Annotated in this window: 16 protein-coding genes; 10 read left to right on the top strand and 6 right to left on the bottom strand. The window is 65.9% G+C overall.

Annotated elements, in window-relative coordinates:
- The first annotated feature begins 82 nt into the window (after window positions 1-82).
- The 3 genes from ACTJI6_RS09890 to ACTJI6_RS09880 are packed head-to-tail and all read left to right on the top strand — an operon-like array spanning window position 83 to window position 2,394.
- Window positions 83-997 (top strand): sulfite exporter TauE/SafE family protein, encoded by a 915-nt coding sequence (locus ACTJI6_RS09890; protein WP_126155932.1) that lies wholly within the window; start codon window positions 83-85, stop codon window positions 995-997.
- Complete coding sequence (locus ACTJI6_RS09885) at window positions 997-1,815, top strand: TIGR02186 family protein (protein WP_440800255.1); 819 nt, start codon at window positions 997-999, stop codon at window positions 1,813-1,815. Before ACTJI6_RS09890 ends, ACTJI6_RS09885 begins: the two co-directional genes overlap by 1 nt.
- A gap of 15 nt (window positions 1,816-1,830) precedes the next feature.
- Window positions 1,831-2,394, top strand: coding sequence for a DUF2585 domain-containing protein (locus tag ACTJI6_RS09880; protein WP_440800253.1), 564 nt, complete (start codon window positions 1,831-1,833; stop codon window positions 2,392-2,394).
- An 18-nt stretch (window positions 2,395-2,412) separates the two neighbouring features.
- Here the strand turns inward: ACTJI6_RS09880 and ACTJI6_RS09875 are convergent, their stop codons facing one another.
- Window positions 2,413-3,369 carry an L-malyl-CoA/beta-methylmalyl-CoA lyase gene (locus ACTJI6_RS09875; RefSeq protein WP_440800251.1) on the bottom strand — a complete coding sequence of 319 codons (957 nt, stop codon included), beginning with the start codon at window positions 3,367-3,369 and terminating at the stop codon, window positions 2,413-2,415.
- A 151-nt stretch (window positions 3,370-3,520) separates the two neighbouring features.
- Here ACTJI6_RS09875 and ACTJI6_RS09870 point away from each other — a divergent pair, with 151 nt between their 5' ends.
- The gene (locus ACTJI6_RS09870; protein WP_440800249.1) at window positions 3,521-4,381 is read left to right on the top strand and encodes a D-amino-acid transaminase; all 861 of its coding nucleotides are present in this window, start codon (window positions 3,521-3,523) and stop codon (window positions 4,379-4,381) included.
- 106 nt (window positions 4,382-4,487) lie between these two features.
- On the opposite strand, the gene ACTJI6_RS09865 is transcribed toward ACTJI6_RS09870, so the two are convergent.
- On the bottom strand, window positions 4,488-5,396 hold the full coding sequence (locus ACTJI6_RS09865) for a 1-acyl-sn-glycerol-3-phosphate acyltransferase (protein ID WP_440800247.1): 909 nt from the start codon (window positions 5,394-5,396) through the stop codon (window positions 4,488-4,490).
- Between the two features lie 42 nt (window positions 5,397-5,438).
- Complete coding sequence (gene pepN, locus ACTJI6_RS09860; RefSeq protein WP_440800245.1) at window positions 5,439-8,030, bottom strand: aminopeptidase N; 2,592 nt, start codon at window positions 8,028-8,030, stop codon at window positions 5,439-5,441.
- A 199-nt stretch (window positions 8,031-8,229) separates the two neighbouring features.
- On the opposite strand from pepN, the gene ACTJI6_RS09855 reads away from it, so the two are divergent.
- From ACTJI6_RS09855 to ACTJI6_RS09835, 5 genes are all read left to right on the top strand, one after another.
- Window positions 8,230-8,883, top strand: a complete 654-nt coding sequence (locus ACTJI6_RS09855) for a hypothetical protein (RefSeq protein WP_440800243.1) — start codon at window positions 8,230-8,232, stop codon at window positions 8,881-8,883.
- A gap of 172 nt (window positions 8,884-9,055) precedes the next feature.
- Window positions 9,056-10,627 (top strand): Re/Si-specific NAD(P)(+) transhydrogenase subunit alpha, encoded by a 1,572-nt coding sequence (locus ACTJI6_RS09850; protein ID WP_440800241.1) that lies wholly within the window; start codon window positions 9,056-9,058, stop codon window positions 10,625-10,627.
- A gap of 10 nt (window positions 10,628-10,637) precedes the next feature.
- Window positions 10,638-12,080 carry an NAD(P)(+) transhydrogenase (Re/Si-specific) subunit beta gene (locus ACTJI6_RS09845; protein ID WP_440800239.1) on the top strand — a complete coding sequence of 481 codons (1,443 nt, stop codon included), beginning with the start codon at window positions 10,638-10,640 and terminating at the stop codon, window positions 12,078-12,080.
- 55 nt (window positions 12,081-12,135) lie between these two features.
- A complete protein-coding gene (locus ACTJI6_RS09840; protein ID WP_440800237.1) occupies window positions 12,136-13,443 on the top strand; it encodes a DUF3422 family protein in 1,308 nt (435 codons plus the stop codon).
- A 147-nt stretch (window positions 13,444-13,590) separates the two neighbouring features.
- Entirely contained in the window at window positions 13,591-13,932 is a 342-nt protein-coding gene (locus tag ACTJI6_RS09835; RefSeq protein ID WP_440800235.1) for an arsenate reductase family protein, read from the top strand.
- 1 nt (window position 13,933) lies between these two features.
- Here the strand turns inward: ACTJI6_RS09835 and ACTJI6_RS09830 are convergent, their stop codons facing one another.
- The 3 genes from ACTJI6_RS09830 to ACTJI6_RS09820 all read right to left on the bottom strand — a co-directional run bounded on the left by ACTJI6_RS09830 (window position 13,934) and on the right by ACTJI6_RS09820 (window position 15,674).
- Window positions 13,934-14,359, bottom strand: a complete 426-nt coding sequence (locus ACTJI6_RS09830) for a TIGR01244 family sulfur transferase (protein WP_440800233.1) — start codon at window positions 14,357-14,359, stop codon at window positions 13,934-13,936.
- An 86-nt stretch (window positions 14,360-14,445) separates the two neighbouring features.
- The gene (gene gph / locus ACTJI6_RS09825) at window positions 14,446-15,123 is read right to left on the bottom strand and encodes a phosphoglycolate phosphatase (RefSeq protein WP_440800231.1); all 678 of its coding nucleotides are present in this window, start codon (window positions 15,121-15,123) and stop codon (window positions 14,446-14,448) included.
- Window positions 15,120-15,674 carry a thioredoxin family protein gene (locus tag ACTJI6_RS09820; RefSeq protein ID WP_440800229.1) on the bottom strand — a complete coding sequence of 185 codons (555 nt, stop codon included), beginning with the start codon at window positions 15,672-15,674 and terminating at the stop codon, window positions 15,120-15,122. The genes gph and ACTJI6_RS09820 overlap by 4 nt, the downstream gene beginning before the upstream one ends.
- Window positions 15,675-15,854: 180 nt before the next feature.
- Here ACTJI6_RS09820 and ACTJI6_RS09815 point away from each other — a divergent pair.
- Window positions 15,855-16,542: IS30 family transposase (locus ACTJI6_RS09815; protein ID WP_440800227.1), on the top strand; the 688-nt coding region annotated here is incomplete at its 3' end.

Here is a 16,542-nt window from a genome sequence, read left to right as displayed (position 1 = left end):
CAAGGACAGGCAAGGCCCGAAAGCGGTTTGACGGGACTGCCGGGGCGTTGCATCCTTTCCGCCGACGCAAACGGCGCGGGTCATGCAGATTTATCTTCCCATCGCAGAGGTATCGGTCAACGCCTTCACGCTGATCGGGCTGGGCGGTCTCGTCGGATTGATGAGCGGCCTGTTCGGCGTGGGCGGAGGTTTCCTGATCACGCCGCTGCTGTTCTTCATCGGCATCCCGCCCGCCATCGCCGTGGCGACAGGCGCGAACCAGGTGGTCGCGTCGTCGGTATCGGGCGTGCTGGCCCATGTGAAACGCAAGAGCGTCGATTTCAGGATGGGCGGCGTGCTGCTGGCCGGGGGCCTGGTCGGTTCCTGGCTGGGGGTCTGGGTCTTTACCCTGCTGCAACGGGTGGGCCAGGTCGATCTGGTCGTCCAGCTTTGCTATGTCGTCTTTCTGGGCCTGATCGGCGCGATGATGTTGCAGGAAAGCATTCGCGCCCTGCGGCGGTCGAACGCGCCCGGCTATCGCAGGCGGCTGCATCAGCACAATTGGGTCCATCGCTGGCCTCTGAAGATCAAGTTCCGCGCCTCGGGCCTGTATATCAGCGCCTTTCCCCCGCTGCTGGTGGGGGTGGCCGTGGGGGTGCTGGCCGCCATCATGGGGGTGGGCGGCGGCTTCATCATGGTGCCCGCGATGATCTATCTGCTGGGGATGCCGACCAAGGTCGTCGTCGGCACCTCGCTGTTCCAGATCACCTTCGTCACGGCCTTCACCACCCTGATGCACGCGGTCAGCTATAACACCGTGGACATCATGCTGGCGGTGCTGCTGATCGTCGGCGGCGTCGTCGGCGCGCAGTTCGGCACCACGCTGGGCGCAAAGCTGCGGGCCGAGCAACTGCGGATCCTGCTGGCGCTGCTGGTGCTGGCGGTCTGCGGCAAGCTGGCGCTTGACCTGTTCCTGACACCGGACGATTTTTACGTCATCCAGCCGGGGATCGGCTGATGCGGGGCCGGATCGCCGGGCTGTTGCTGCTGGTCCTGGCCAGCACCGCAAGCGCGCAATCCCCCGTGCCGCCGATCGAGGCCACGCCCACCGCCGATCCGCCCCCGGCCGAGACGGTGGTCGCGGGCCTGTCCAGCGACAGCGTGGCGATCACTGCCAGCTTCGATGGATCCGACATCCTGATCTATGGCGCGATCAAGCGCGAGACCCCGATCCCGCCCGGCCCGCCCTTGCAGGTGATCGTCACCGTCGAGGCCCCGTCCCGAGGCGTCACGGTCTGGCGCAAGGAACGCAAGGCGGGGATCTGGGTCAACGCCGAATCCGTGCGGATCGGGGCGGCGCCGGGCTTCTATGCCGTCGCCACATCCGCCGCCCTGGACGACATCCTGCTGCCCGAATGGGACAGCCGGTATCGGATTTCGCTGTCGCACGCGATGCGCGCCTTCGCGGGCCAGATCGCGGTGGAAAGCGCGGTGCCATTCACCGAGGCCCTGATCCGCATCCGCGAGGACCAGGGCCTGTACCGCCTGGACGAGGGCAGCGTGTCGCTGATCGACCAGACGCTGTTTCGGGCCGATGTCAACTTGCCCGCCAACCTGGTCGAGGGCGCCTACAAGACCCGCATCTTCCTGCTGCGCGACGGGCAGGTGATCGACGTGTTCGTGGCGCCGATCAACGTGCGCAAGGTGGGGCTGGAACGCTGGCTGTACCGTCTGGCCTTCGACCAGCCGTTCCTTTACGGGTTGATGTCGCTGGGGGTCGCGGTGTTCGCCGGATGGGGCGCATCGGCGGCATTCATGAAGCTGCGGCGACCGTAAGGAATTCAGCGCAACGTGTTCACTAAAAAGGCTTTTCCCTATTGGTGCGTGGCCGCCGTGATTGCCGCGGCGGCGCTGATCTTGCTGGCGGCGGGCCGAGTGCCGATCTGCGACTGCGGCTATGTGAAGCTGTGGCACGGCCAGACGGTCAGTTCCGAAAACTCGCAACATCTGAGCGACTGGTACACGCCCTCGCATCTGCTGCATGGGATCATCTTCTATGCGGCGCTGTGGCTGGTGGCGCGGCGGCTGCGCTTTGGCTGGCGGCTGCTGATCGCCACGGTCATCGAGGCCGCCTGGGAGATCGTCGAGAATTCGGATGCGGTGATCGAACGCTATCGCAGCGTCACGATCTCGCTGGATTATTACGGCGACAGCGTGATCAATTCGGTCGCCGACATCCTGGCGATGGTCGCGGGGTTCTGGCTGGCCCGCTGGCTGCCGGTCTGGCTGTCCGCCGCCCTCGTCATCGGGTTCGAGATCCTGACGATCTGGCTGATCCGCGACGGGCTGGCGCTGAACGTGCTGATGCTGCTGTGGCCCATGGATGCGGTGAAGGCGTGGCAGGCGGGGGCGTGACGCCCCCGCAGGACGCGTTTATCCCGCGATCAGTTCCGCCTGGCGCACGATCACCTCGGCCTGCTTGATCGAGGCGATGTCGACCAGGCGGCCCTTGTAGACCGTCGCCCCCGCGCCCTCGGCCTTGGCCTTTTCCATCGCGGCAAGGATCTCTCGCGCCTCGGCCACTGCGGATTCGCTGGGGGAAAACACCTCGTTCGCCAGCGCCACCTGGCTGGGATGGATCGCCCATTTGCCGACCATGCCCAAGGTGGCCGAACGCCGCGCCTGGGCCACGAAGCCGTCGGAATCGCTGAAATCGCCGAAGGGGCCGTCGACCGGCAGAAGCCCATGTGTGCGGCAGGCGGCAACGATGGCGGTCTGCGCCCAGTGCCAGGGATCGGGCCAGTATTTCTGCCCCTCGCGGATCATGTAATAGTTTTCCTGCGTCCCGCCGATGCCCGTGGTCGCCATCCCCATCGAGGCCGCGAAATCGGCGGCACCCAGGCTGATCGCCTGCATCCGGGGCGAGGACGCCGCGATCTCCTCGACATGGCAGATGCCCGCCGCGCTTTCGATGATGACCTCGAAATTGATGCGCTTGGTCCGGCCCTTGGCGCGTTCCACCGCCGTCGCAAGCGCGTCCACGGCATAGATGTCGCCGGCATTCCCGGCCTTGGGGATCATGATCTGGTCCAGCCGCTCGCCCGCCTGTTCCAGCAGGTCCACCACGTCGCGATACCAGAAGGGCGTGTCCAGCCCGTTGATGCGCACCGACAGCGTCTTGTCGCCCCAGTCGATGTCGCCGATGGCCTGGATGACGTTCGCCCGCGCGCGGTCCTTGTCGTCGGGGGCGACCGAATCCTCCAGGTCCAGGTTGATCACGTCTGCGGCGGATTTCGCCATCTTCTCGAACAGGCTTTCCCGCGAACCGGGGCCGAACAACTGGCAGCGGTTCAGGCGGGCGGGGGGCAGGGGTTGGGTGCGAAAGCTCATGGGATCCGTTCCGAAAAGATTTGCGTCCTGTCCAGCAATAATATTTCGCAGCCGCAGCATCAAGGGCTGCGTTGCAGCATCTTGGCCGACTTGACGCGGCCTGGCTTTGGGCGCAGGACCGCAGCGACGAAAAAGCGACGCTGGGGGCATCATGACGCGCACGGTCTATGTGAATGGCGACTATCTTCCCGAGGATCAGGCCATGGTGTCCGTCTTCGACCGGGGCTTCCTGATGGCCGATGGCGTCTACGAGGTCGTCAGCGTCCTGGACGGCAAGCTGCTGGATTTCGACGGCCACCTGGTCCGGCTGAAGCGGTCCCTGGACGAACTGTCGATGGACAACCCCCTGTCCGACGACGATTATCTGGCGGCGTTCCGCGCCCTGGTCGAAAGGAACGGGATCACCGACGGGATGATCTATCTGCAAGTCACGCGCGGCAATCCGGGCGACCGCGATTTCGCCTATCCGCCCGCGGGCATGCGCCCGACCGTGGTCATGTTCACCCAGTCCAAGCCCGGCCTGGCCGATGCCCCCGCCGCGAAAACCGGCTGGAAGATCATCAGCATTCCCGATCAGCGTTGGGCGCGCCGCGACATCAAGACGGTGCAGCTTCTGTATCCCTCGATGGCCAAGATGGAGGCCAAGGCCCGCGGTGTGGACGATGCCTGGCTGGTCGAGGACGGGCTGGTCACGGAAGGCACCAGCAACAACACCTATATCGTGAAGAACGGCACCATCGTGACCCGCGCGTTGTCGAACGACATCCTGCACGGCATCACCCGCGCCGCCGTGCTGCGCTTCGCCGCCGAGGCGCAGATGCAGGTCGAGGAACGCAGCTTCACGATCGCCGAGGCGCAGGCGGCGGATGAGGCGTTCATCACCTCGGCCTCGGCCTTCGTGATGCCGGTGGTGGAAATCGACGGCGCCGCGGTCGGCACGGGGCAGGTGGGTCCGGTCGCCACCCGGCTGCGCGAGATTTATCTGGAGGAAAGCCGCAAGGCGGCGATCTGAGCAGGATTGCCCTACCGTGCAGCCAGGCGGAGGCCGGGGGCTGTCTGCCCCCGGACCCCCGTGGATATTTCCGCACAGAAGATAAGGCGGGTCGCGGGCTGGATGTTCAGGCCAGGCCCTTGGTTCCGCGCACCAGCCGGGCCTTGCCGCGATCCTGCATCAGGCGCGCGGCGTCCGGGCCGAGCGCGGGCAGGGCCAGCACCCGGTCGCGCAGGACGGTGATCGCGTCCTCTCCCTTGGGCAGGGTAGCGGGGTCGATGGGCGCGCCGATGGCGATGCGATAAGGCTGGCGGCGCTTGTTCAGCACCTCGTTGAACAGCGTCACGTCGCGTAGCGTCGGATGGATCGCGTCCAGCAGATAGAACAGAGCCGAATTTCGGGCGCGGATGTTCATCGGAATGACCGGCACGCCGAACTTGCGGGCGATCATCGCCGCGCTTGCCATCCAGGGCCGTTCATGCAGCGTCATCCCGTGCCGCTTGGCCAGCCGCCCGGACGGAAAGATCAGCCCGATCCGCCCCGCCGCAAGCGCCTCTCGGGTATAGTCCATCGTCGCCTTGGTCTTGGCATGGCTGCGCTTTTCCAGGCGCCATTCGACCCCGGCGATCAGGTCGGCGGTCTGCGGCAGCACCCGGATCATGTCGTGGTTGGCATAGATGAACAGGTCGTCGCGCAGATGCGACATCAGCGCATGGACGACGATCCCGTCGGCGATCCCGGTCGGATGATTCGCGACGATCAGCGCGGGGCCGCTGGCGGGGATATGCTCCATCCCCTCGACCCGGACGTCGCGGACGATCAGATCCGACATGCGGCGCATGATCTCGGCCGTGGGAAGGTCGCGGAACTCGGCGCCCAGGCGCAACGTCGTGGGATAGCGCAGCAGGCCCATCATCGCCCATTTCGCCAGCCGGTGATGCGGCTTGCCGGAATAAAGCCAAGGCGCCCGCTCGGCGATCAGCGGGTCCAGACGGGCCTGCATCTCGGCCTTGGCATCGGCGTGGCGGTCAGTCATTCCGGCCTTTCTGCCCCGGCGCGGGGCCTGCCGCAAGACGCATCATGCGCCCGCCGCGATCATCCGCGACACCATCTCGCGGGTGTTCCTGCTCAAACCCTCGGCCGAGGCGATTCGTTCCAATGCGGCCAAGGCCTTGGCGCGCCGCCCGGCGTCGTAGCGGGTCCAGGTTTCAAAGGCGGTGGACATGCGGGCGGCGATCTGGGGGTTGACCGGATCCATCCGCAGCAACCAGTCGGCGGTGAAGTCATAGCCCGATCCGTCCGCCGCGTGGAAACCGGCGTGATTGGCCGACAGGCCGCCCAGCAGCGCGCGGAAGCGATTGGGGTTCTTCCAGTCGAAATCCCGCCGCGTGGCCAGGTCGCGGGCGATCTGCGCCGCCTGGGCGGGCGGGGCGGCCATCGGCTGCACCGCGAACCATTTGTCCATGACCAGCCGGTTGTCGACGAACTGGTCATGCAACGCCGCCAGTTCCGCCTGCCCGCGCCCGCGCCGCAGCAGGGCGGTCAGGGCGGCCATCCGTTCGGTCATGTTCCCCGCGACGCCGAACAGCACCTCGGCCCGTTCGCCGCCGTCGATGCGGGTCAGCAGCGCCAGCACCGCATTGCGCAGGGACCGGCGGGCGGTATCGGCGGCATCGGGGCGATAGGGCCCGGCAACCGTCATGTCCTGATAGATGCGCGCCAGCAGGTCCAGGTGGGTTTCGGCGATCCGCCTGGCGAGGCTTTCCCGCGCGGCGTGGATCGCATCCGGGTCCGGCGTGATTCCGCCCGTGGACAGGCGGGTCGCGATCTCCTCCTCTCCGGGCAGGTTCAGGCACAGGGCGCGGAAGGCGGGATCGGCCGCATCGTCGGCTATCAGGCGGCCGATGGCCTGGACGTAATCGCCGCCGGTGGCCTGGCCCTGCGCGGCGGCGGTCAGCGCCGACAGCGCCAGGTCGCGCCCGGCCTCCCAGCGGGCAAAGGGGTCGGTGTCATGGGCCAACAGGAAGGCGCGGGTGGCGTCGTCCAGGTCGCGCGACAGCATCACCGGGGCGGAAAAGCCGCGCAGGGCCGATACGACCGGCCGCGCGCCCAGTCCTTCAAAGGCAAAGGTCTGGCTGGCTTCGGTCAGTTCCAGCACCTGGGTCGGAGTCACCTCGTCGCCATTGGGTCCGATCAGGCCAACGGCGACCGGAACCACGCGCGGCAGTTTTTCCGGCTGTCCGGGCGTTGGCGGCGTCTGCTGGCTGAAGGTCAGCGCCAGCGTGCCGCCCGCCTCGCCGGGCCGCCAATCCTCGGTCATGGTCAGGCGCGGGGTGCCGGCATCGGTATACCACCGCTTGAACTGCGCCAGGTCGCGGCCGGTCGCGTCCTCGAACACCTTCAGCCAGTCCTCGATCGTGGCGGCGTCACCGTCGTGGCGGTCGAAATACAGATCCAGCGCCCGGCGGTAACCGTCGTCGCCAACAAGACGTTTCAGCATCCCGATCACCTCGGCGCCTTTTTCATAGACGGTCGCGGTGTAGAAGTTATTGATCTCCTCATAGCGGTCCGGGCGCGGGGGATGGGCCAGCGGGCCTTGATCCTCGCGGAACTGGCGGGCGCGCAGGGCCTGGACATCCTCGATCCGCTTGACGGCGGCAGAGCGCATGTCGCTGGTGAACTGCTGGTCGCGGAAGACCGTCAGCCCTTCCTTGAGGCAGAGCTGGAACCAGTCGCGGCAGGTGATCCGGTTGCCGGTCCAGTTGTGGAAATATTCATGCGCGATCACGGCCTCGATCCGCTCGTAGTCGCCATCGGTCGCGGTTTCCGGGCTGGCCAGAACCAGTTTCGAGTTGAAGATGTTCAACCCCTTGTTTTCCATGGCCCCCATGTTGAAATCATCGACGGCGACGATGTTGAAGACATCCAGGTCGTATTCGCGGCCATAGACATCCTCGTCCCATTTCATCGACTTGATCAGCGATTCCATCGCGAATCCCGCGCGGCCCTGGTCGCCCGGACGGACCCAGACGTTCAGCGCGACCTGGCGCCCCGACCGGGTGGCGAAGCTGTCGCTGACCGCCACCAGATCGCCCGCGACAAGCGCGAACAGATAACTGGGCTTGGGCCAGGAGTCGTGCCATTCCGCGCGGCCCTGCGACTGGCCGACCGGATTGCCGTTCGACAACAGCACCGGCAGGTCGCTGTCGATGGTGACGTGGAATGTCGCCATCACGTCCGGGCGGTCGGGATAGAAGGTGATGTGGCGGAACCCCTCGGCCTCGCACTGGGTGCAGAACATCCCGTTCGAGATATACAGTCCCTCGAAGGCGGTATTGGACGAGGGGTCGATGCCGACCTCGGTTTCCAGCAGGAAAGGATGGCGGGGCAGGGCGGCTGCGGCGACGGTCAGGGTTTCGCCGTCGCGGGTCACATGGGCGGGATCGGGGGCTTCGCCGTCGATGGTCAGGGACAGCAGGCGGACCGCCTTGCCGCCGTCCAGCACCAGATCCTCGGGCCGTTCCGGGTCGCGGGGTGCCAGCGACAGTTCGGTGCGCACCCGCGTGTCGGTCGCGGCCAGGGCGAACCGCATCCGGGTTGCCGACAAAACAAAGGGATAAGGCCGGTAATCGGCAAGATATTGCACATTTTGCCCTGGGTTGGTGGTCATCGCATCCTCGGCATGAAGAAAGCTGCTCCGGCTGGCGGAACCGTATCAGGACCAAGGTGTTAGTCGCATGAAGGCCGGGTCGCAAGTCGGCTGGCTTCGCTTACCGCCCGACAGGTCGAATTGACAGCGGACGGCAGGCAGGACAGACCGGAGGCGGCACTGAAACCGGTGTCTCAACACAGAAATTTGGAGGCCAGCAATGACCCATGATCCAAACGACCCGAACCGCACCCGGCCCGCCGATCCTGCTCGTCCCGCCGATCCGCTGGTCCGCAACGAGACCTATGTGGAACCGGTCGAACGTCGCTCCTCGCCTCTGCCGCTGATCATCGGCGTCCTGCTGGCGCTGGCTCTGGCGTATTTCGTGCTGCAACGCTTTACCGGCGATGACACCGTGGCCGTCGATGGCGACACCACCACCGTGACCACGACCGACGCGCCTGCCGCCACCGGCGCGGCCAGCGACGCTGCGGCCGATGCCGAGGCTGCCGCGGCCGATGCGGAAGCCGCCGCCGACAGTGCCGCCACCGCGACGGAAAATGCCGTCGACAATGCGACCGCCGCGACCGAGGATGCGGCCGAAGACGCTGCCGCCGCTGCTGAGAACGCGGCCGACAGCGCCGCATCGGCTGCCGATAATGCGGTCGATGCCGCCGGTACCGCCGCGCAGGACGCGGCCGCTGCCGCCAGCGACGCGGCCGACAGCGCGGCCGATGCCGCTGCCCAGTCGGCTAACGACGCCGCTGAAGCCGTGGACGACGCCATCTCGGTCGAGGAAGCGCCCGCTGCTACCGCCCCGGCGACCACCACCCCCGCCACCCCGGCGCCTGCCACCCCCGCGCCCGCGAACTGATCGCGGCCCAAGTCTGAATTCGTCGCCCAAGGCTCCGGTCTTGGGCGTTTTCTTTTGCCGCCACCCCCACGACATTCGTCCCGCATCGGCGTTGCACGGACTTGTGAAAGAATCTTTCACGGTGCTATCTGTCGGGCGACCGAAAATGAAACGAGCGGGGGACAACACAGCCATGAAGATTGGCGCGTTGAAGGAAGGTTTCGAGGGTGAGGCGCGGGTCGCCATTACGCCCTCCTCTGCCGGGCATCTGATGAAGCTGGGGCACGAGGTGTTTGTCGAAAGCGGTGCCGGGGCGCGGGCGGGGTTTTCGGATGACAGCTATCGCGCGGGGGGGATCACCGTGGTGCCCACCGCGGCCGAGCTGATCGGGGCGGTGGATGTCGTCGCCAAGGTGCGCCAGCCCTCGGATGCCGAGATCCGGCAGATGCGCGAGGGGCAGACGCTGATCTCGTTCTTCTATCCCGCGCAGAATCCCGAACTGCTGGCCCTGGCCAAGGAACAGGGCGTCACCGCCATCGCGATGGACATGGTTCCCCGGATCAGCCGCGCGCAGAAGATGGACGCGCTGAGCTCGATGGCCAATATCGCGGGTTATCGCGCGGTGATCGAGGCCGCGAACAATTTCGGCCGCTTCTTCACCGGCCAGGTGACGGCGGCGGGCAAGGTGCCCCCGGCCAAGGTGCTGGTCGTGGGTGCGGGCGTGGCGGGCCTTGCCGCCATCGGCACGGCGGTGTCTCTGGGCGCGCAGGTTTATGCCTTCGACGTGCGCCCCGAGGTCGCCGAGCAGATCGAATCCATGGGCGCTGAATTCGTGTTCCTGGACTTCGAGGAAGCCCAGGACGGCGCCGCGACCGGCGGCTATGCCGCGCCCTCGTCCCCCGAGTTCCGCGAAAAGCAGCTTGCCAAGTTCCGAGAGCTTGCGCCGCAGATGGACGTGGTGATCACCACCGCGCTGATCCCCGGCCGCGACGCACCGAAGCTGTGGACCCGCGACATGGTCGAGGCGATGAAGCCCGGCAGCGTGATCGTGGATCTGGCCGCCGAGCGCGGCGGCAACTGCGAACTGACCATCCCCGACGAACGCCATGTGACGGAAAACGGCGTGACGATCATTGGCTATACCGACTTCCCCTCGCGGATGGGCGCGCAGGCCTCCGAGCTTTACGGCAACAACGTTCGGCATTTCCTGGCCGACCTGACGCCCAAGAAGGACGGCGTGATCCAGCACAACATGGAGGACGACGTGATCCGCGGCGCCACCGTGACCCGCGACCACGACGTGACCTGGCCGCCTCCGCCGCCGAAGATCGCCGCCATCGCCGCGCAGAAGCCCAAGGAAAAGCCGAAGGCGCTGACGGTCGAGGAACGCCGCGCCGCCGAGGCCGCCGCCTTCAAGGCCGAGACGAAATCCCAGGTCACGCTGCTGGGCGTGGGCGCCATCGTGCTGCTGCTGATCGGCGCGGTGGCGCCCGCCAGCTTCATGGCGCATTTCATCGTTTTCGTGCTGGCCTGCTTCATCGGCTTCCGGGTGATCTGGAACGTCGCCCATTCGCTGCACACGCCGCTGATGGCGATCACCAACGCCATCAGCTCGATCATCATCCTGGGCGCGCTGATGCAGATCGGGTCGGGATCGTGGTGGGTCGTGGCTCTGGGCGCCTTGGCCGTGCTGATGGCGGGCGTCAACATCTTCGGCGGTTTCATGGTCACCCGCCGCATGCTGGCAATGTTCCAGAAGTCGTAAGGGGGAACGCATGGAATACGGATTCACCACCGCGGCCTATGTGGTCGCAGCCGTGCTGTTCATCCTGTCGCTGGGCGGGCTGTCGGGACAGGAAAGCGCCAAGCGCGCGATCTGGTACGGGATCGTCGGCATGGCGCTGGCCGTGCTGGCCACGCTGTTCGGGCCGGGCGCGGGCAACTGGCTGCTGTCGCTGGTCATGATCGCCATCGGCGGCAGCGTCGGCTGGGTCGTGGCGCAGCGCGTGCAGATGACGGAAATGCCGCAGCTTGTCGCCGCCATGCACTCGCTGGTCGGTCTGGCGGCGGTCTTCGTGGGCTTCAACGCCCAGATCGAACTGGCCCGCGTGCTGCGCGCCAAGGCTGAGGGCGGGGTGCATGTCTTCCACGGCTTCGCCGCCGTGCTGGCCCACAAGACCCCGGCCGAGATCGCCATGCTGAAGATCGAGGTTTTCCTGGGCATCTTCATCGGCGCCGTGACCTTTACCGGGTCGGTCGTGGCCTTCGGCAAGCTTGCGGGCCGCGTGGACGGCAAGCCGAAGAAGCTGCCGGGCGGGCACATGCTGAACGCGGGCGCCCTGGCGCTGTCGGTGCTGCTGGGCATCCTCTATTGCGCGGGCGTCGGCCCGGCGATCCTGTGGCTGATCCTGATCACGCTCTTGGCCTTCTTCATCGGCTATCACCTGATCATGGGCATCGGCGGGGCCGACATGCCGGTCGTGGTGTCGATGCTGAACAGCTATTCCGGCTGGGCGGCTGCCGCCATCGGCTTCACACTGGGCAACGACCTGCTGATCGTGGTCGGCGCCCTGGTGGGCTCGTCGGGTGCGATCCTGTCCTATATCATGTGCAAGGCGATGAACCGCAACTTCGTCAGCGTGATCCTGGGCGGCTTCGGCGGCGAGACCGGCCCCGCGGCGGAAATCACCGGCGAGCAGATCGCCATCGACGCCGAGGGCGTGGCCGCCGCGCTGAACGACGCCGACAGCATCGTCATCGTGCCGGGCTATGGCATGGCGGTGGCGCAGGCGCAGGGCGCGGTCAGCGAACTGACCCGCAAGCTGCGCGCGGCGGGCAAGGAGGTGCGCTTCGCCATCCACCCCGTCGCGGGCCGCCTGCCGGGCCACATGAACGTGCTGCTGGCCGAGGCCAAGGTGCCCTATGACATCGTGCTGGAGATGGACGAGATCAACGACGACTTCCCGAATACCGACGTGGTGATCGTCATCGGCTCGAACGACATCGTGAACCCGGCGGCGCAGGACGATCCGAACAGCCCCATCGCCGGAATGCCGGTGCTGGAGGTCTGGAAGGCCAAGCAGGTCTTCGTCAGCAAGCGCGGCCAGGGCACCGGCTATTCCGGCATCGAGAACCCGCTGTTCTTCAAGGAGAACACCCGGATGTTCTATGGCGACGCCAAGGACAGCCTCAACAAGCTGCTGCCTATGATCGACTGAGGGGGCAGGGGGCGGGAAACCGCCCCCTTTCGCCGCACGGGGAATGGGGACTGGCGTGGGGACGGACATCGAACATCCGCTGCGATACGATCTTGTCAATGAACTGCACGCCAGGCCCTCGCCCCGCCTGACAGCCCCGGCGACCTGCGCCTTCGTGGCCTTCAAGGAACCGAGGGACGCAGCCAACCGCGACCGGCGCCGGGACTTGAATCATCTGACCGCGCTGACCGCCCGCCATGGCGGGCCTCGTCCCGACCCCGAGGATAGCCATTACCAAGGGCGCCTGGGCCGTCACGAACTGAAATGGGAAAGCCATACGGAATTCGTGACCTATATGGCGACCACGCCCGGCCTGCCGATCCGGCCCTTCGATCCAAGCGCGGGCGCGATCTTCCCCGCCGCATGGCAAGCCGATGCGCCGGGACGCCGCATCGCCGCCGTGCTGGTGCAGGTGGACATCCTGCCGGAAAATCCCGCCGAGGCGCTGTCCCGGATCGAGACCTGGTTCGCCAAGGACAGCCTGACCGCCGTCTGGGTGCTGGAGGAAGCGGCGATGATCGCCGGGGATTTCCGCATCGACCCCGATGGCTGGATGCGCTTTGCCGTCTTCGTGCGCCCCGAGGTGGGACCGGGGCGCATCGGGCGGATCGTGCATCGGCTGGTCGAACTGGAAACCTACCGCGCGATGTCGATGCTGGGTCTGGGCCGGTCCCGCAGCCTGTCGCGCCGCCTGAACGAGCTGGAGCCGCGCCTGTCCGCCATCGTCGATGGAATGCACGACGACGCCCGCCCGGCCGAGGCGGTCCTGCACGAATTGCTGGGAGTGTCGGCGGAGCTAGAGGGGCAGGCAGTCCAGCATTTCTTCCGCTTCGGCGCCACCAAGGCCTATGAGGCGATCGTCATGGACCGGGTGACCGCCCTGCGCGAGACACGGTTTCTGGACCGCCAGATGCTGACCGAATTCATGCGCCGCCGCTATCGCCCGGCCATGCGCACCGTCGCCTCGGCCGAGGATCGGCTGCGGGCGATGATCGAACGGACCCGCCGTGCCGCCGATCTGTTGCGGACGCGGGTCGATGTCGAACGGTCCGCGCAGAACCAGGCGCTGCTGGAACGCATGGACCGACGCGCCGACCTGCAACTGCGCCTGCAACACACGGTCGAAGGGCTGTCGGTCGTCGCCATCAGCTATTACGCGGTGGGGCTGCTGTCCTATGCGCTGTATCCGGTGGCGTCGGCCCTGCATGTGGACAAGGCCTATCTGATCGCGGCGCTGACGCCGGCGGCGGTTCTGGTCGTCTGGTGGGCCATGCGGCAGGTGCGCCGCAGCCTGCACAAGCATGGGCCCGCGCATGATTTGTGACTTGCCGTCCCCGCGGCGTGGTGGGAAGAACCGGCCGGTATCCTGTCGTCGGAGCGATCGTGAAACTGTTCCTTGCCCTTGCGGCCGTCCTGACCCTGGCGGCCTGCGGCGTGCCGCTTGTCCCTCTTGTATGATCCGAGGCCTGCCATGACATCCCTGACCCTGTATGGTCTGGCGCATTGTTCGACCTGCCAGAAGGCCCAGTCCGATCTGGAACAGCACGGCTGGACCGTCGATTTCCGCGATGTCCAGAAGCAACCCTTGTCTGAATCTGAACGCGCCCGCCTGGTCGCGGATTTCGGCGACAAGATCATCAATCGCGCCAGCCTGACATGGCGCGCGATGTCCGATCAGGAACGGGCAGCGGATCCGGTGGCGATGATGGGCGCCAAGCCCAGCGTGATGAAACGGCCGGCCATCGTCGCGGGCGACCTGCGCCTGCTGGGCTGGACCGCGAATGTCAAACGGGCGCTGAACGTCCCGGCCTGAACTACCGGCTGGCGCCTGCCAGCGACCGCATCAGCGGCACCACGCCCGACAGGTCATAGCCCGCCTGCGAGGCGGTGTTCAGCACCTCGGCCTCGGACAGCTTTCCGGCATGGGCAAGCGCCCACAGGACGGTGGACCGATTCCCTGACCGGCAATAGGCGACCGCAGGCTTGGCTCCGTCAAGAGCGGCGGCAAAGCCTTGGATCAGATCGGGCGTGACCTGTCCGGGACGGAAGGGAAGATAGTGGTATTCCATCCCCGCATCCGCCGCGGCATTGGCCATGGCCTGATGATCGACGGCCCCGTCCTCGTCGTCGGGGCGGTTGTTGATCAGGGTCTTGAAGCCTGACCGGGCCAGCACGGCCACGTCAGACAGGTCGATCTGCGGAGAGACCGCGAGATTCGGGGTAAGCTGGCGCAGATCCATGGCAAGGCCCTTCCGTAACGCTGTCCCGGATTGGCGCATCTGCGCCCGCAATGTCAAGCGCACAAGGCGGGGTCAGCGGTCGGGGATCACGCCGCCTGCATCTCGACCATGGCGGGCAGGTCGGCGAAATCGTCGAACGCCGCCAGATGCGGCAGATCCTCGACGGGCGTCTGTCGATACCCCTGGGTATAGATCAGGAACGGCACCGGCACTGCCGCCGCGCAGGCCGCATCGAATTCGCTGTCGCCCACATAGATTGCCTTGGGCCGCGCAGGATCGGCGCCCAACCCTTGCAGCGCCGCGCGCAAGGGTGCGGGATGCGGCTTGCGTTCGGGAACGGAGTCGCCGCCGATGACGCAGCCGAACAGCTGCGCGATGCCGAAATGCGCCAGGATGGCCCGTGTTACCGCCAGCGGCTTGTTGGTGCAGATGCCCAGCGGATGCCCCCGATCGGCAAGCGTCTCCAGGGTCTGGGTCACATTCGGGAACAGCCGCGTCAACTGCGTCGCGTCTTGATAGCAGGTCATGAAGGCGGCGATATAGTCGGGCTTCCGGGCGTCCTGAAGCTCTTGCGCGGCGATGACCTTTTGCCACAACACGTCCACGCCGCCGCCGATGAAGCTGCGCACCTGATCCAGCGTCAGCAGCGGCGTGCCATGCTGGCCGAGGACATGGTTCACGCAGGCATGGATGTCGGGGGCGCTGTCTATCAGTGTTCCGTCAAGATCGAAGACAATCGGGCAGGGGGCAAGGCAAACATTCATGCGGTTTTCCACTTGATCGAGCAACCCATTGAGGGAACCTGGTTTTCCGGTCCCTTTCCGGTTTCCGCGATTTGCAGCATCGCCTCGAGCAGCTCGCGGCGCGCCTCGGCCGGTCCCGGCGTGCGGGCCGAAGCGTCGAAACGACCGCGATACTGTAATTCTCCGTCGGCGTTGTAGCCAAAGAAATCGGGTGTGCATTCGGCCCCATAGGCCCGCGCCACAGCCTGCGTCTCGTCATAGAGATAGGGAAAGGTGAAGCCGTGTCGCGCGGCCTCGGTCTTCATCTGGTCCGGTCCATCCTGCGGATACTCGGCCACGTCATTGGCCGAGATCGCCACCACACCGATACCCGCAGCCTGCATCTCTCTGGCGTCGCGGACGATCCGGTCGATGATCGACTGAACATACGGACAGTGATTGCAGATGAACATCACCAGCGTGCCGCGCGGACCCGTGACATCAGCCAGGCGATAGATCCGGCCATCCGTGCCGGGCAGTTCGAAATCATTCCAGGGGGCGCCGAAATCGCATACGGGGGGTGAGACTGCCATGAATCCTCCGATTGGGCTGGGTCAAGGTTTCCGCAAGATAGCGCCCGCAGCAAGACGGGCAATGGTCGCAGAGATATAAATTCCATAATACGGATTATTGACGATAAGCAACTTGGGGAGGCACATTCCATTCTGGAATGCATCACTCGATAGTTTCCTGAAGCTATTCAGGAGGATGTGATGAGGTGCCCTTTCACCAACCTGACGCTGGACGAACGCCGCGTGATTGCGCGTTTGTTGCAGGCCAAGGTGCCGAAGACGAAGATTGCGCAGATGCTCGGCCGCAGTCGCTCGACCATCACCCGCGAGGTCAAAAGGAACTGGTGGCATGACAAGGATGTCCCGCAGGCTGATGGCTACTGGCATGTGACGGCTCAGTCCCAGGCCGACCGCAGGCGTTCCCGCCGGCGCAAGCTCGAGCGTCTTCCGGACTTACGCGCCGAAGTGATCCACTGCCTTCAGGAAGGCTGGTCTCCCGAACAGATTGCAGGTCGGCTCAGGATAGAACCCGGTGCCCCGCACCGGCTCTGCCATGAGACAATCTACCAGTATGTCTATTCTGCCGAAGGCCAGTCAGCGCAATTGGCGCGCCTCCTGCCCGAGCGGCGCCGAAAGCGGAAGCCGCGCTATGCCCGCACGCCCCGCAACCGGGTTTTTCCTGCGGAAACAAGCATCCATAACCGGCCGTCCGAGATCAACGATCGCAGCCAGTTTGGGAATTGGGAAGGCGACTTGATGATCTTTGAGCGAACTCAAGGCGATGCCAATGTGGCGACGCTGGTCGAACGCAAGACCCGCTACACCGTTCTGCTGCGCAACAATGACCGGAAGTCTCGGCCCCTCATGAACCGTCTGATTCATGAGATGT

It is taken from the genome of Paracoccus sp. 22332, assembly GCF_052045125.1.
Classification (GTDB): domain Bacteria; phylum Pseudomonadota; class Alphaproteobacteria; order Rhodobacterales; family Rhodobacteraceae; genus Paracoccus; species Paracoccus haematequi_A.
The sequence above is the reverse complement of the archived record's forward strand: the minus strand, read 5'-3'. Positions and strand labels throughout refer to the sequence as shown.